15 protein-coding genes are annotated in these 15,552 nt (G+C 53.2%); all 15 read left to right on the plus strand.

Annotated elements, in window-relative coordinates:
* Positions 1-1,047: lipase family protein (locus tag EXW94_RS00565; RefSeq protein WP_174339270.1), on the plus strand; the 1,047-nt coding region annotated here is incomplete at its 5' end.
* Between the two features lie 84 nt (positions 1,048-1,131).
* Positions 1,132-1,893: a hypothetical protein gene (locus EXW94_RS00570; RefSeq protein WP_174339271.1), complete on the plus strand. Its 762-nt coding sequence runs from the start codon at positions 1,132-1,134 to the stop codon at positions 1,891-1,893.
* A gap of 50 nt (positions 1,894-1,943) precedes the next feature.
* On the plus strand, positions 1,944-2,372 hold the full coding sequence (locus EXW94_RS00575; RefSeq protein WP_174339272.1) for a hypothetical protein: 429 nt from the start codon (positions 1,944-1,946) through the stop codon (positions 2,370-2,372).
* Positions 2,373-2,427: 55 nt separating this feature from the next.
* Positions 2,428-2,694 carry a PAAR domain-containing protein gene (locus EXW94_RS00580; protein ID WP_174339273.1) on the plus strand — a complete coding sequence of 89 codons (267 nt, stop codon included), beginning with the start codon at positions 2,428-2,430 and terminating at the stop codon, positions 2,692-2,694.
* Between the two features lie 3 nt (positions 2,695-2,697).
* Entirely contained in the window at positions 2,698-3,852 is a 1,155-nt protein-coding gene (locus EXW94_RS00585; RefSeq protein WP_174339274.1) for a hypothetical protein, read from the plus strand.
* Entirely contained in the window at positions 3,839-7,261 is a 3,423-nt protein-coding gene (locus EXW94_RS00590) for an ImcF-related family protein (protein WP_174339226.1), read from the plus strand. The genes EXW94_RS00585 and EXW94_RS00590 overlap by 14 nt, the downstream gene beginning before the upstream one ends.
* Complete coding sequence (gene tssA / locus EXW94_RS00595) at positions 7,261-8,856, plus strand: type VI secretion system protein TssA (protein WP_174339227.1); 1,596 nt, start codon at positions 7,261-7,263, stop codon at positions 8,854-8,856. Before EXW94_RS00590 ends, tssA begins: the two co-directional genes overlap by 1 nt.
* 34 nt (positions 8,857-8,890) lie before the next feature.
* Positions 8,891-9,676, plus strand: coding sequence for a hypothetical protein (locus EXW94_RS00600; RefSeq protein WP_174339228.1), 786 nt, complete (start codon positions 8,891-8,893; stop codon positions 9,674-9,676).
* A 7-nt stretch (positions 9,677-9,683) separates the two neighbouring features.
* The gene (locus tag EXW94_RS00605) at positions 9,684-10,112 is read left to right on the plus strand and encodes a hypothetical protein (RefSeq protein WP_174339229.1); all 429 of its coding nucleotides are present in this window, start codon (positions 9,684-9,686) and stop codon (positions 10,110-10,112) included.
* Between the two features lie 95 nt (positions 10,113-10,207).
* The gene (tssF, locus tag EXW94_RS00610; protein WP_174339230.1) at positions 10,208-11,971 is read left to right on the plus strand and encodes a type VI secretion system baseplate subunit TssF; all 1,764 of its coding nucleotides are present in this window, start codon (positions 10,208-10,210) and stop codon (positions 11,969-11,971) included.
* Positions 11,926-13,029, plus strand: coding sequence for a type VI secretion system baseplate subunit TssG (tssG, locus tag EXW94_RS00615; RefSeq protein WP_174339231.1), 1,104 nt, complete (start codon positions 11,926-11,928; stop codon positions 13,027-13,029). The genes tssF and tssG overlap by 46 nt, the downstream gene beginning before the upstream one ends.
* Positions 13,010-13,546: a type VI secretion system lipoprotein TssJ gene (gene tssJ, locus EXW94_RS00620; RefSeq protein WP_174339232.1), complete on the plus strand. Its 537-nt coding sequence runs from the start codon at positions 13,010-13,012 to the stop codon at positions 13,544-13,546. Before tssG ends, tssJ begins: the two co-directional genes overlap by 20 nt.
* On the plus strand, positions 13,539-13,991 hold the full coding sequence (tssE, locus tag EXW94_RS00625) for a type VI secretion system baseplate subunit TssE (protein WP_174339233.1): 453 nt from the start codon (positions 13,539-13,541) through the stop codon (positions 13,989-13,991). The genes tssJ and tssE overlap by 8 nt, the downstream gene beginning before the upstream one ends.
* A gap of 14 nt (positions 13,992-14,005) precedes the next feature.
* Positions 14,006-14,476: a hypothetical protein gene (locus EXW94_RS00630; protein ID WP_174339234.1), complete on the plus strand. Its 471-nt coding sequence runs from the start codon at positions 14,006-14,008 to the stop codon at positions 14,474-14,476.
* An 81-nt stretch (positions 14,477-14,557) separates the two neighbouring features.
* A partial coding sequence (locus tag EXW94_RS00635; protein WP_174339235.1) for a type VI secretion system ImpA family N-terminal domain-containing protein occupies positions 14,558-15,552 on the plus strand: 995 nt, incomplete at its 3' end.

Raw genomic sequence — 15,552 nt, forward strand, 5'->3', positions numbered from 1 at the left:
GGGGAAGGAGGAACTCAACTTTTCTTCGTCAGTAATTTAACTAAGCTAATAGTAGGATGGAGAGGTACTGAGCCAGATAAACTAGCAGATCTTGATGCTGATGGAACATTCAGGCCGGTGCCATGTCCAGATATAGTACCTGCAGGTCAATGCCACAAAGGCTTTTTAGATGCTTTTAATTTAGTTGAAAAAAAATTCGGGGACCAATTCAAGCAAATTCAGAGCTTATCCAATGGACGTGAACTTTTTATTGCTGGGCATAGTTTAGGCGGGGCGTTGACACTAATTCATGCTACTGTACTGCGTGATTATCAACCAGTAATTTATACATATGGGATGCCTCGAGTGTTTACCGCATCGACTATTAATGAGATTCAAAATATTTCTCATTATAGGCATGTAAACGACTCTGACTCAGTAACAAGTGTTCCACCGGAACTAGAGTTAGATAATAAACTTTATGACCTTTGGGGGCCCTACGGTGTCGTCTATGGATTCATTGGTTCTGTTTGGGCTATGGGAATTCAAGGCACTGGAATTAAGTTTGGTGATCCTTATTGGCATCATGGTAGTACTGTCTGTTTTTTTAAGGCTGAGCAGTCTATTGTTAAATACTCAAAAAGAATAGTGCCACTTATAGGCATGGACGTTAGCAACCCTTACATGTCAATAAGGGAGATCTCATTTGATAAATGTAAGCTATATCTTGTTCCAGAACTTAATGAACAAATTTTTTGCACTACAGCTGAAGAGCAAAATAAATTTGTAAAATGTTTGTCTCCTGAAAGCTTAAGGCATTATTTTCCTAAAAATACCAATCCAGATCTTGACTCTTGGACAAATCCAGCAAATCACTCTATGTCAAATAAATACATGCCATTTATCAATAATGAGTTGATTGAGTTGTTAGATCCTGAACGGCAAATGGAAAGGAAAATGAATCGAGAGAAATTCACACGCGCTGTTGATAATGCATCTAAATCAACAGAAAACACCTCGGGAAATGAAGTGGAAAGGAATAAGATTTTTTATCTTTGCAAGAAATGATGCCAAAAACATTAGAGGTATCAAAGACCGAGAGCAATTGGGTGAATGCATTGGTCAGATTTAAAAATACTGCGAAGGAAGAATATGAAAATATTAATTAAGAATATAGTGTTCATCTTTCCTTTTCTTTTGTTAGGCTGTGATAAAGATGAGTCGTTGAATCCTCCGCCTGATAGTGAAGTGGTTTCTGTAATTGCAAAGATGCCAACTGACAGTAAAATACTGCCATTGGAGATTATGTATCGTTCAACCACTTGCTTGAAGAGTCGTAAAAATTCAAATGGGGATGTAGTAAAAGAGCCCGGGTATCATTTTATCAAAAAAGAATTCAATAATATATCAGGTGACAGTATATTTAATCTAGACGTTTCACGCGATGGTGGCGGGCAGTGTAATTGGCGATTAAGCAATATAACCTTAGGTTTTAATTTAAAAGCCCCCCCGTCAGACAAAGATGAAAAAAGTGAAAATATTCCAATTAAAGAAATTATTGTATTTGACGACAATTCACCTCAGCGGCTAAGTGGACCATATGAAGTTATTAATGGAAATGTCAATCTGAATGAGGATTATTTCCCTTTAATAACAGAGCGCAGGAGAATTGGTAGCCCAGTTGAATATTCCATTGTCAGGTCCTCACCAGATGTGATTTATAAATCAACATCGGCAAAGGAAGTTATTTTTGAGCCTAGGCTTCATTTTTTAAAAACCTTGCGGGCCACAGAGCCATTGGTGCAAAAGGTCGGGGTATATATGTCAGTGTTGTACCCAGATGGAACCGTCGAGAACGGGCCATATTTCCCTAATTACAAAAAGCTTCAGTTGCTTGCAAAAGGTAGTGATTGATTGTTATTTATATTTTAAATTTGAATTGTCGCTCAAAATACATGGTGGTTATGAAATGTTTTTCACGAATTCTCTACGGAATTTCAGCACTATGCTTTTTAGCTGCTTTATATTGTCCCTCTTTTAGCACAGATATAGGTTCAAGTGATGGTCTTGCTTTACTTATAACTGGAGGGTTTGGTCTTTTTGTTGATCCTGGAACTTCATTTTCTTGGTTAGCTAATCCATTTTATATAGCATCACTTATAGGAGTGATTAATAAAAAAGAAAATGATCTATTGTTCATATTGTCTCTGATGTCATTTGTTTTAGCTATTTCTTTCTTAGGAGTTAAAAACATTATTGTAGACGCTGGAGGTCGTGACAGATTAATAATCTCTTATGGCTTAGGTTATTGGATGTGGGTATCTGCTCCGTTTATCATGTTGGCTGGTCAATACATCGACATTAAACGGTGTGAAAGATTTAAATACAGCTGAGTTGATTTTGCTAATGGCTTATTTTTAGATCGCAAATGGTTGCGGAGGTTTCAATATGTTAAAAGGTTTTGTATTGCTGGGAGATAAAACAACGCATGGTGGAGAAGTGATCTCTGCTTCTTCAACTATGATAGTTAATAATAAAAAGGTGGCCTTAGTAGGGGATAAAGTAAGTTGTCCTAAAGAAGGCCACGGAATAAATGCCATTATAGAGGGTTCGCCTGAATGGTCTTCTGATGGTAAATCAGTTGTCGTGGATGGTTGCCATTGTGAATGTGGTTGTCAGGTAATCTCCAGCGCGCCGGATTGCGCTATAGGATAATTAATGAGTTGGGAGCGTCAAAAATCACATGTTACTCCGATGCCGGAAGAACCTTCTCTTCTTATCTGGCTTATCGGTGGCCTCGCTGCCTTGATCGCAGGAGGGTTGATCTTCGTTCTCCATGCTAATCAGTTGCTGGGAGCAGGGCAAAGTTACAATATTTGGGTTGTGTCCGGCTCTCCACCACTTATCTGGATTTTTTGCATTTGCTTGAGAGCCTGGCTCTATAACAATGATGTTGATAAGCACGAATTTGAATCGAAAGAAGCTGACTACTCTCAACAGCAATGGACCGAATGGGCCGGGCGTTATCTGGCTGTAATGGGCAGTGAAGTGATCCTGCCTCAGTCACTGACAGTGCCAATGTTCATACCTGGAAGTACCGAATTAGAGGAATTCAACGGGTTGGTCAGGCGGCTTGATATTAGCCCAGCCGTAGCAGCGTCATTAAAACAGCTCGACGGCGTTAAAGTTGCGCTGATGCGATTACCAACAGATATAGCGTTGAAGGCATTTCTGCTAACTGATTCACCTGAGGATGATGCTGCGCTAAAAGCGATCTTTGATGAATGCTGGCGTGAGTTGATGCCAGCGGAGCGTCCTGCCCCCACATTGTCAGTGCTGCGCTCTCTTTCTTTTGATTCTGTAGAACAAAGAATTAAAACGCCAGATATTTCTGTTGAGCTTGTCATGGTGCAACAGCTGTGTGGTCGTGATCGATATAGCGATGCGCTTGCTACGCTGTTGCTGACAACTGATGATGTTGCGACCAAATATGAACTAGGCCACAACGTACGTCTGCTCCGTCCTATGTCTCTGGAAGGCGATGACATGCTCAGTGAATTTGATCTCTACTTTTCTACTCAGACCCAGTCTATCAATACTCAGCATGTCATTGGTGACCACGTTCGTTGGGGGCAGTCGTTTTCATTGATGCTTAAAGCCAGTGAGTTATATCAGGGGCACTGGAAAACAGAGCAACTGCACTGGCTTGAGACATATGCCGGGCGCTGCGGGCCATTTTCCCCCTGGATAATGACTGCCATAGTCAGTGATGCGGTACAGCTACTGAAGACAGACTGTCTGATGTTATCGGAAGGTGAAGGGCAGCGTTTTATTAATACCGTGACAACAGGGAATGAGAATGAAAGCAGTTGAGGATACTGTATGGCGTGGGAACTGGGGGCGTTTCGGGCTGACAATAATTATTACTGCGGTAGTCGCCTGGCTTATCTGGAACTACGGTGACAAGGTTGGTTTGGATACTAGAGGCTTAAAGTGGCTTGGGTTCGCAGGCGCTATGATTTTGGTTTTATTCATTCGCCATGGCGGGATCGTGCGTCAGGCAATCCAGGAGCGCTGGCATCGCTTTCAGGCTAAGCGAAAGAATGTCCTGCCTGCCGATGAAGGCCGTGTCAAGCAGACTGCACCTCGTAATGTCACCGTCGACACTATCCGTCAAGCAATGTGTAACCTCTACGGCCGTAGCTGGGGACGTAAAACACGCATCCTGCTGATAACCGGTACCGCCGCTGAAGTGGAGCAACTGACGCCGAAGCTCACCACTCAGCTCTGGCAGGAAGATCGCGGCACGCTGTTGCTGTGGGGCGGTGACCTCAATACACCTGCAGACAGTGCCTGGCTGACAGCGCTGCGCAAACTTCGCCGCCGTCCGGTGGATGGTCTAGTGTGGGTCACCTCGGCCTTTGACCAGCTCTCAGCACCGGGGCTGGAACAGCCGCTGCCGGTACCGTCTGAAAGCACCATGGATTCCCTGTCCCATGCCATCAGCGCGCGTATGGATAAGCTTGGCTGGCAGCTACCGTTGTATGTCTGGTCCCTGCACCCGCGCGCCGGTCAGCCGGAAGGGCGCGTTACTCAGGCGGCAGGTTGTCTGTTGCCTGCTGGTTGTCGTACAGAAGGGCTGGCAGAACAACTCTCCGCCCTGACGCCGAATTTGACTTCACAGGGTCTGCAGCAGACCTGCGGCGAGGTGAAACATAACTTCCTGCTGACGCTGGCTGACCAGCTCATTCGCGAGCCACAGAGCGTGACCGCACCGCTGTCGGTGATGCTCAATCCATACCGCCCGCTGCCGCTGGCCGGCGTGGTGTTCAGTCAGCCCTCTGCTGGTGCAGAACGCGCCGTGACGCACCACTGGGGCATGGATAAGCGCTGGGATGTTTTACCTGAGTCTGTCCGCACGCTTGCTGCCGGACTGCGTCCGCGCAAGCCGGGCATTCCATGGAGTAAAGTGTTTGTGTCAGTCGCTGCCCTGGCGATGGTGGGCTGGGCTGTGTGGATGGGTATCGCGTATGTCACCAACCGCAGCCAGATTGCCGGTGCGAATGCCCAGGCCGCACTTGCCGCCCGACAAAATCAGCCGCTGGAACAGCGCCTGCAAGCACTGTCTGAACTGCAGAAAACGCTGGCCCGACTGCAGTACCGTTCAGAACACGGCGTGCAGTGGTACGAAAAGGCCGGGCTGAGCCAAAATAACGCCCTGCTGGCCGCACTCTGGCCACGTTATCAGGACAGCGCACTACCGCTGTTGCGGGATGCGGCTGCGGACCATCTGCAGACTCAGCTCAGTGCCTTCAATGCGCTGCCGCCGGGCAGCCCGCTGCGTGAGCAGATGGCAAAAACCACCTATGCCCAGCTAAAGCTCTACATGATGCTGGCGCGTCCGGAGCATATGGACGCCGCCTGGTTCAGTTCGGCACTGCTGCACGACTGGCCAAAACGCGATGTCGTGAAAGACGGCGTCTGGCAGGGCGTGGCTCCGTCACTGCTGTCGTTCTATGGTGCGCAGCTGGCTGCGCATCCTGAGTGGAAACTACGGGCAGATGAAAGCATGGTCAGCCAGGCGCGCTCCCTGCTGGTACGCCTGATGGGCGTGCGTAACAGTGAGTCGACCCTGTACCAGAAGATGCTCTCTCAGGTGGCACATCTGTATGTCGACATGCGTCTGGACGACATGACCGGCGATACCGATGCATCCCGTCTGTTCAGCACCACGGAAGTCGTACCGGGCATGTTCACCCGCCAGGCCTGGGAGCAGGCCGTGCAGCCTGCCATCGAGAAGGTAGTGAAGGCGCGCCGGGATGAGCTCGACTGGGTGCTGACTGACAGCAAGCGTCAGGTGAATAAACAGGACGAGACCTCGCCGGAAGCCCTGAAAAAACGCCTGACGGAACGCTATTTCGCTGACTTTGGCGGGGCCTGGCTGGAGTTTCTCAACAGCCTGCGCTGGAATCGGGCCACCACGCTGTCGGATTCCATTGACCAGCTGACACTGATGGCCGACGTGCGTCAGTCACCTCTGGTGGCGCTGATGAACACCCTGAATGTCCAGGGGCGCACTGGCCAGACCGGAGAAGCCATTTCGGACTCACTGGTGAAGTCAGCGAAGAACCTGCTCGGCGGTGATAACCAGGATGCCATTGACCAGAGTGCGGGCGTTCATGGTCCGCTTGATGCGACCTTTGGTCCGGTGCTGGCGCTGATGGACAAAGGCCGCACGGGAGCACAGGAGCAGAGTCTGCAGTCGTTCCTGACCCGCGTGACGCAGGTGCGTCTGCGCCTGCAGCAGGTCACCAATGCCGCCGACCCGCAGGCCATGACCCAGACCATTGCCCAGACGGTGTTCCAGGGCAAAGCCGTGGACCTGACCGAAACCCGTGACTACGGCAGCCTGATTGCCGCAGGCCTCGGTCAGGAGTGGAGCGGCTTTGGGCGGACGGTGTTTGTGAATCCGATGGAGCAGGCCTGGCAGCAGGTGCTGACCCCGGCGGCCGACAGCCTCAATGCCCAGTGGCAGCAGGCGGTGGTGGCTGAGTGGAACAGTGCCTTTGGTGGCCGTTATCCGTTCAACAACTCCAGCAGTGATGTTTCCCTGCCGCTGCTGGCCAAATACCTTAACGCGGATTCCGGGCGTATCGCGCAGTTCCTGCAGACCCGCCTCAAAGGCGTGCTGCACAAAGAGGGTAACCACTGGGTACCGGACAGCATCAACTCGCAGGGGCTGGCGTTTAACCCGGCGTTCCTCAACGCCATCAACACCCTGAGTCATATCTCGGATGTGGCCTTCACCGAAGGCAACGCCGGCATGAACTTCGAGCTGCGTCCGGGCACTGCCGATGGCGTGATGCAGACCGACATGATTATTGACAGCCAGAAGCTGATTTATATGAACCAGATGCCGGCGTGGAAGCGCTTCACCTGGCCTGCAGATACCGAGGCCCCGGGTGCGAACCTGAGCTGGATAAGCACGCAGGCGGGCACCCGCCAGTACGCCGATATTCCCGGAGCCTGGGGCTGGATCCGCCTGCTCGATAAAGCCGCGGTCAGTGCTTACCCGGGTGTGGGCAGCAGTTACAGCCTGAGCTGGAAGGCACAGGATGGTCGCACGCTCAATTACACCCTGCGTACCGAAGCGGGAGAAGGCCCGCTGGTGCTGCTGAAGCTGCGCAATTTCCATCTGCCGGAAACCATCTTCAGCACCACCGGCATCGTGCCCTCAGACCCGGCGACAGATACGGCCAGTGACGACGGGGGGACGTACTGATGAGCACACTCAATGCCTTACTCAGTGCCTGCCAGACCGAACAGGCACCTCTGCTTGACGCCACCCGTGAGCGCGTGGCGCAGTGGGACAGCTGGCTGCAGCCGCTGTCCGGTTCATCGTCCGTTGGTGAGGATCCCGGCTATGACGATGACTTCCAGCAGATGCGTGAAGAGGTCAACAAACTCTCCGGCGCGGATACCGAGCTCATCTGTCGGCTGGCTGAGAAGCTGCTGACCACCACCGCCAAAGATATTCGCGTGGGGACGTACTACTGCTGGGCGAAGCTGCACCGCGAAGGTGAGCAGGGGCTGGTCGAAGGACTCGAACTGCTGGCTGGTCTGCTGGAGCGCTTTGGTGCACAGTTGCACCCGCAGCGTGACCGCAGCCGTAAGGCCGCACTGGAATGGCTGGCAGGATCGCGCATGACCGACTCGCTTTCCCTGTACCCGGAAGTGGTCAGGGAAGAGGCGATGCGTACCACCGGAGCGCTGCTGCTGATAGCCGGACTTACCGAAAATGAGCCGGATGAAACCCGTCCTGACCTCAATGCGCTGTACGGCGCGCTGGAAAGCCGTTTGCAGAAAGCGGGCGGCGTGGATGCGGTGGTACCGCAGAACGCCAGTACCAGCGAAACTCCGTCGTCTGCCAGCCACAGCGATGCCCCGACCATCGGGCGGATCACGTCCGGTCAGGATTTGCTGGCCCAGGCTCGGACGCTGACCGAATATTTGCGCGAGCAGCCAGATGGCTGGCTGTCAGCACACCATCTGATGAAGAGCCTGCGTCACGATACACTGCAGGCCATCCCGGCCCCGGATGCGCAGGGGCGTACACGCATCGAGCCGCCAAGGGCGGATCAGCGCGCGTTACTCAAACGCCTCTACCTGCAGCAGAACTGGGCTGAAATGCTGGAAACGGCCGACAGTACATTTTCGCGCGGTGCCAATCACCTGTGGCTGGATTTGCAGTGGTACATCCACCAGGCCCTGACGAAATCCGGTCAGGACACCCTGGCTGACATTATTGCTGCCGACCTGAAAGGGCTGCTGTCTCGTCTGTCCGGGCTCGAGACGCTGGCGTTCAGTGACGGCACGCCGTTTGCGGATGAAGTGACGCTGAACTGGATCCAGCAGAGCGTGCTGGACACCGCCGGCGGCTGGGGTGATGACACGCCATCCGCCCCGGTCACCTCTGGTCACGACGACATTCTGGCGCTGGAGCCGGAAGCCGTGGCACTGGCCGACAGTGAAGGTCCGGATGCCGCGCTTGGCTGGTTACAGACCCGGCCGGGCATGACCACCGATCGTCAGAAGTGGCTGCTGCGTCTGCTGATGGGCCGCATTGCCGAGCAGTACGGTAAAAATGACCTGGCCGTGCACCTGTTTGCAGAACTGGGTGAACGGGCCCGTGAAGTGACCCTCAGCAACTGGGAGCCTGAACTGCTGTTTGAGGTCCAGGCCCGCCATCTGAAACTCCTGCGCATGAAAGCCGGTCGCAGTGAGGCTGATAAGGTTCGCCTGAGTCCCTTCATGGAACAACTACTGGCAGGGTTGATTGCAATTGATCCTGTTCGGGCTACGGTACTGTGCGGATAGATTTCGGTTAAACGTTTGACAGTAAGGAGACATAATGTACAAAAAGTATCGTATAAACCTTAGTGAATCAGAGTTGATGATTAGCTCTCGTCGTGACTACTATAAAAGAAAAGGGGATGAGATTTTGGCAACTATGAAGCCGGAGTCTCCCACTAATGTGGTATCTCGTTTGTTTGATGGCAATAGTATTTTGGATGCCAGTCTTTTGACTGGTGCATGGTTTCCACCAGTGGAAGCAGATGTATTTATTTCACATTCTCACCGAGATGTGTATAAAACTATTTGCTTTGCTGGTTGGTTATACGAACATTTTGGCCTTCGGGCATTTATTGATGCTTGTTTATGGGAGTATTCTGACGATCTTCTCCGGGAAATGGATAACAGGCATAACTTGCTTGATAGCGGCCACTATTCGTATAAAGGGAGGAATGTTTCAACAGCACACGCCCATGTTATGTTGATGTCATCATTGTTATCAATGATGGACCAAACAGAATGCTTAATTTTTATTGAAGGTGAGAATGCATTGAGCTGCGTTGAACCCGACTCAGAAAAGACCAGTTCACCTTGGATTTATACTGAGTTGATGGCATCTCGTTTGATTAAAGTAAATCCTCCAAAGCGTTTAAAAAATATATCCAGGAGTGATTCTGTTTATGCAATGGATGAGTCGGCAGGTTTGGAAGCTTTAAGTGTAGAGTATGATGTCAGTGACATTCTTCGAGGCGTCACCCGGTTAACACGGGCTGAACTTATGAATTGGCAACGCAAATGCTCAGTGCAGGGGCCATCTGCACTGAATGTATTGTACCAGGGTTGAAATAGATATGAATGAAGAACAAAAAACCGCACTGTATTTTATTCAGGATACAATTACTCGGTTAAGCCAAAAATCCTTTCTGGTCAAAGGATGGAGTGGTGGTATTTTAGGTTTGTCTATATCTTTTAATAAAGTAATTCAACCCTCTGTTGCTGTGGTTGAAGGGGTATGTTTCATTCTTGTTGTATTTTGGTTTTTGAATGCTCTCTATCTTCATAATGAGCGTTTGTTTCGAAAGCTTTATGACATTAAAATACAACCAGGCCTGGCTGATTATCTCAGTATTGATTTAAATGTTGTACGTGGAAATTACTGTCAAAACTTCCGTGCGTTCATTTGTGCTTTTTTATCTCGTACTGTTTTGCCATTTCATTTGGCCTTTTTGATTTGTACGTTGACATTCCTTCGTGTAGCCCAGTCTGTTTCTCCTTCCTGATGCCAACTGAATTATCTTTTATTATCGGTGTGTTTATTTGTGATTTATTGGTGTCAATAGATGTTATTATTTTGTTATGTAACTAATGGTTTATTATGGAAGATCTAACCCTGCGCTATTTCGATGCGGAAATGCGCTACCTCCGTGAAGCCGCGAAAGAATTCGCCCAGACCCATCCGGATCGGGCCGCGATGCTGGATCTGGATAAGGCCGGGACTCCCGATCCGTATGTTGAACGGCTCTTCGAAGGCTTTGCTTTCTCAATGGGACGGCTACGGGAGAAGATCGACGACGACCTGCCTGAACTGACCGAAGGGCTGGTCAGCATGCTCTGGCCACACTACCTGCGTACCATTCCTTCACTCTCGGTGGTGGCGTTCACGCCCGCACTTCAGGCCGTGAAGATGGCAGAAGTGATGCCCGCGGGTCTGGAAGTGTATTCCCGCCCGGTGGGGCCGAAAAACACGGTTTGTCGCTACCGCACCACCCGTGATGTGATGCTCAACCCGCTGAACATCTCAGGGGTGACCATGAGCACCGAGCCTGACGGACGCTCGTTGCTGCGGATGCGCTTTGCCTGCAGCACCCAGGCGGACTGGTCTCATGCTGACCTCAGTCACCTGAGTCTGTACCTCGGTGCAGATGCGCCTGTCAGCAGCCAGCTGCACCTGATGCTGACCAGACGGCAGGCTGCGCTTTATATGCGTCTGCCCGGGCAGACCGACCGTATTCGCCTGGACGGGTACTTCTCGCCGGGAGGATTTGCAGAGGAAGACGGGCTGTGGCCGAAGGGGGATACTGCCTTCAGCGGCTACCAGCTGCTGCTGGAGTACTTCACCTTCCGCGACAAGTTTATGTTCGTCCATCTCAACGGACTGGACGGTATCACGCCGCCTGCCGGTGCAGAGTATTTCGACATCGAAGTCGTGTTCAGTACGCTGTGGCCATCAGACCTACCGGTCACCAATGACGCGGTTCGTCTGCACTGTGTGCCGGTGATTAACCTGTTCACACTGGAGGCTGACCCGCTCACCATTACCGGGCTTGAGAGTGAGTACCTGCTGCGCCCCAAACGGCTGCAGGACGGACACACCGAGATTTATTCGGTGGATTCGGTGACAGGCTCAAACCGGACCAGTGATGCCGAATACGTCCCGTTCAGCAGCTTCCGCCATAAGGGCGGAATGATGCGCCGTCACGCACCGCCACGGTATTACCACACCCGCGTTAAGCGGGGCGTCACCGGACTGTATGACACCTGGCTTATCCTCGGTGGTCACCAGTGGGAGGATGACAGGCTGTTTGAGCGCGAAGCCGTATCGCTGCAAATCACCGGCACCAACGGTCAGTTACCGCGCCGGGCGCTGCAGAGCACGCTGCTTGACCGCTGTGAGCAGGTGGTGCAGACGCCATTGACGGTGAAAAACCTCTGCAAACCCACGCTGCCGGTTTACCCGCCAGCAGAAGACCGTTTTCACTGGCGGGTACTGAGCCACCTCGGCTCCGGGTTCCTGAACATGATGAGCACCGCCGAAGTGCTGCGCGGCACGCTGGCACTCTATAACTGGCAGGAAGATGAACTGAACACCCGCCGTCTGGAGGCGATTCAGCATGTGGAGCACCACCGCCTGCAGCGTTTTGAGCAGGGCTACCTGCTGCGGGGGCTGGATATCGAAGTAACCCTCGACAGCAACGGCTTCACCGGTGAGGGTGACATTCACCTGTTCGGTGAAATGCTCAACCGCTTCTTTGCGCTCTATGCCGACATGAACCAGTTTAACCAGCTCACCCTCATCGTTCAGCCAGAAGGAAAATGCATCCGGTGGAAAGAGAATCACAGTCCACGCCTGCCCGGCTGATGGAGCAGCTACTGCAGTACATGCCGTACATGAACTTTTATCGCTTCTGCCAGCTACTCGAGCAGAGCCAGCCGGATAAACCGGTCACCGGTAGTTCCTGGCAGGTGCGTCATGAGCCGGTACGCTTCCGGCCCCATCCGGGCATGGGCTTCCCGGCCTCTGAAGTCAAAGGGATTGAGCTGTCTGAGCATTCGCATCTGCCGCCGACGGTACGCATAACCTTTATGGGGCTCTACGGCGTGGAATCCCCACTGCCGACGCACTATATCGATGACATCACCCAGCGCCGTGAAGGCTATGAGGCGACAGCGGATTTTCTCGATATCTTCAACCACCGGCTGATTGCCCAGTACTACCGCATCTGGCGTAAATACTCTTACCCGGCGAGTTTTGAAGCCGGCGGTAAGGACAACATCTCGCAGTATCTGCTGGGCATGGCAGGCCTGGGCATCGATGGCTGCACGGACAGCATTGCCGCCCCCGCCTCACGCTTCCTGGCACTCCTGCCGGTGATGCTGCTGCCGGGACGAACAGCAGAAGGCATGGCCTCGCTGGTGCGCCTGCTGGCACCAGACACACAGGCGAAAATCTGGCACCACGACAAGCGCCGCGTGCCCCTGAAGAAGCCGCTGACCATGAGTGTCAGTCAGCCCGTCACCCTGACCAGTCGGCCGGTGATGGGTAACTATGCCACCGACGTGAACAGTCAGGTGCTGATGCGCCTGACCTCCACTAATCCGGCAGAAGTGCAGGGCTGGCTGCCCGGCGGGGAGCTGCACACGGACCTGATGGCGCTGCTAAATGTCTACCTTGGCTCGCGCCTCGATGTCCGTCTGCAGCTCTGCGTCGACCGCAGCCTGTTGCCGGACGCGACCATGAGCAGTAAACCGCAGGCAGGCGCCGTGCAACTGGGCCGCACTGCCGTGATGCGACCGCTGAATGCGGCGAATACTGCTACACACCCCAAAACAATCACCATTAATCTGGGCCGCTATGAGCGGGTTCAGGAAAATCTTCACCGCAGGGAGACCGATGAACATGGCGAGTACCGCTGGTAAATTCCCCCTGGCGGCCCTTGCCGCGGGTATCATCCTGATGCTCGCTGGCTGTGGGTTGACCCAGAGTGTCACGGACGGCACCGTCGCCGTGACCAAATCGATTTTTTATAAGCAGGTGAAAACCCTGCATCTGGATATTCGTGCCCGAGAGGCCGTTAACATTAACGCTGGCGGCGTGGCACTGTCGACGGTGGTGCGCATCTACCAGCTTAAGGACCGCAAAATCTTCGACAGCACCGACTACCCGTCATTGTTTAAGACTGACAGTCAGGCCATCAAAGCAGACCTTGTGGCGGAGAAAGATATTCGCCTGCAGCCGGGTGGGGCGGTGATGATTGATATTCCGATGGAAGAGAGTGCGCAGTATGTGGCGGTGGCCGGCATGTTCATGGCCCCGGACCAGGTGAGCAACACCTGGCGCGTGGTGCTGAGCCGTGAGGACCTTGATCCGGATAAGGCTCGTGTCATCGAAGCGGGCAACAACCGACTGACCCTGAAGGTGCTGAAAGATGAGTGAACCATCCCGTCCTTCATTGTATGAAACTCTTTATGGCAACTTCACCGGCGGCCTCGATCTCCACCAGGTAAGCGAGCAAAATCAGGTGATTTTGTCCGTGCTCGATAATATGCAGCGTATCCTCAACTGCCGTGCCGGTACGCTGGCTCATCTGCCGGACTATGGCCTGCCGGATATGACCAAAATTCTCCAGGGAATGCCGGGAACGGCCCATGAGCTGATGGGCACCCTGTCTGCCGTCCTGCTCAGATATGAGCCGCGTCTGAAAAAAATCGCCGTGGTCCTGCTGGAGCAGAACGTCCCCGGCGAGCTGTGCTACGCGATTGATGCTGAACTTAAAGGTGTCGGTCTGGTGCGCTACGGCACTGAATTTATGCCCGAAGGTCGCGTGCTGCTGCGACACCTGAAGAGTCAGCAGTATGTGGACTCAGCAACCCGTCTCTGAGGTCAGATAACATTATGTCACTAAAATCACAGTTTCTGAAACAGGAGCAGGCCGGACAGCCCGCTCCGGTTGCATCAGCCACCTGGCGTCAGGCCGATATCGCAGAGTTTCACCTGAGAATGACGCTGCTTCAGGAGCAGATGGACGCGTGGCTCGACGGTACCGGCCTGAAGGTGGGGACCTTCAGCGTCTGCGTTACGGACCTGCTGGCGGAGGTCGGAGCATTTGATATAGACGGCATCGTACTGCGCGTGGACGACCGGGCGGTAAAGTTTACGCCGGTATTTTTGTACGGCCAGAGCGTGGTCGGATGTGTGGACGTGACCCTTCACGCAGAAGGGTGCATCACTTCAGTGGGGCGTTTATTCATGCAGGCAGGTCAGCTTAACGACTGGCGACTGACTCAGCCAGGGGCTCCGGCCCTCCCCGGAGAGCATTTTGACGAAGGCGCATTTTTTGGCCTGATTTTATCGCGGCTGCCATAGCGGACCTGCAGAACCCGCAAACCCGCGCGAAGCCGCTTAACCAGAAAACAACGTCCGTCATTCTGATATGGATATTCAGCCGTGAATAACATGACTCCCCGTAAAATCAAAACCGGTGGCGACCCCAGGGCGCTGCCGGATTATGCCGCCCTGCGCGATGAGCTGAGCAAACTGACGCATCCGGCGCGTCCGGATGTGAACTGGCGATATGCCGAAAAACTCTGCCTCTCACTGTTTGAGCAGAACGGCGTGGAGCTGCAGACGGCAGCCTGGTATACGCTTGCCCGTATGCAACTGGCCGGCCTGTCCGGCCTCAATGAGGGGCTGGCAATACTGGAAGCACTGATAAGCCATCAGTGGGGGACGCTCTGGCCGCAGCCGGTGCATGCCCGCATGGAAATCCTCAGCAGCCTGAGCCTGCGCCTGCAGCAGCGGATGCGCACGCTGGCGCTGAATTACAGCGACCTCAGCCAGCTGTACCGGGCGGAACAGCTGCTTGGCCGTCTGGGTACGGTACTGCAGCGCCTGGAGCTTAAGCATCTGAGCCAGCTGGATGTGCTGCGCACGCTGATGCACAACAGCGCCGTCCGGCTGGAAAACAGCGATGGCACCGGCGCGAACATTCAGCCCGGTATCGTGTTGCCTTCCACCATGATGAATGGTTCGACCGCATCCACGAGGGACCTTGCTGGTGGTCCGGATGACGATTTCAGGGTACCAGACAGTGCAGTGAAGTGGGTGTATGTCGCGCAGCCTGAACAGCAGCCGAACGTGGACGTTCTGGCGACAATGCCCGCGCCGGTAAAAAAATGGAAATCCTTCGCGGGCGGGATGTGTACCATGCTGCTGATAAGCTCAGCTGCCGCATTCGTCTGGCAGTATCTTCACCGTTCCGACCCGCTACAGGTTCAGTTTGCCGCCTCCCTGGCACCGTTACCGGCCGTGCTCACGCCTGAGCAACTGGCCATTCTGCAACAGCGGTCACCGGTACCAGCACAGGTAATCGCTCAGACACAGCAGCAGCTGGCCAGGCTGGAAAAATTACCTCCCGACTGGAATATCGCCTATGGCAGAAA

This window comes from Enterobacter sp. JMULE2, assembly GCF_013337145.1.
Taxonomy (GTDB): domain Bacteria; phylum Pseudomonadota; class Gammaproteobacteria; order Enterobacterales; family Enterobacteriaceae; genus Enterobacter; species Enterobacter mori.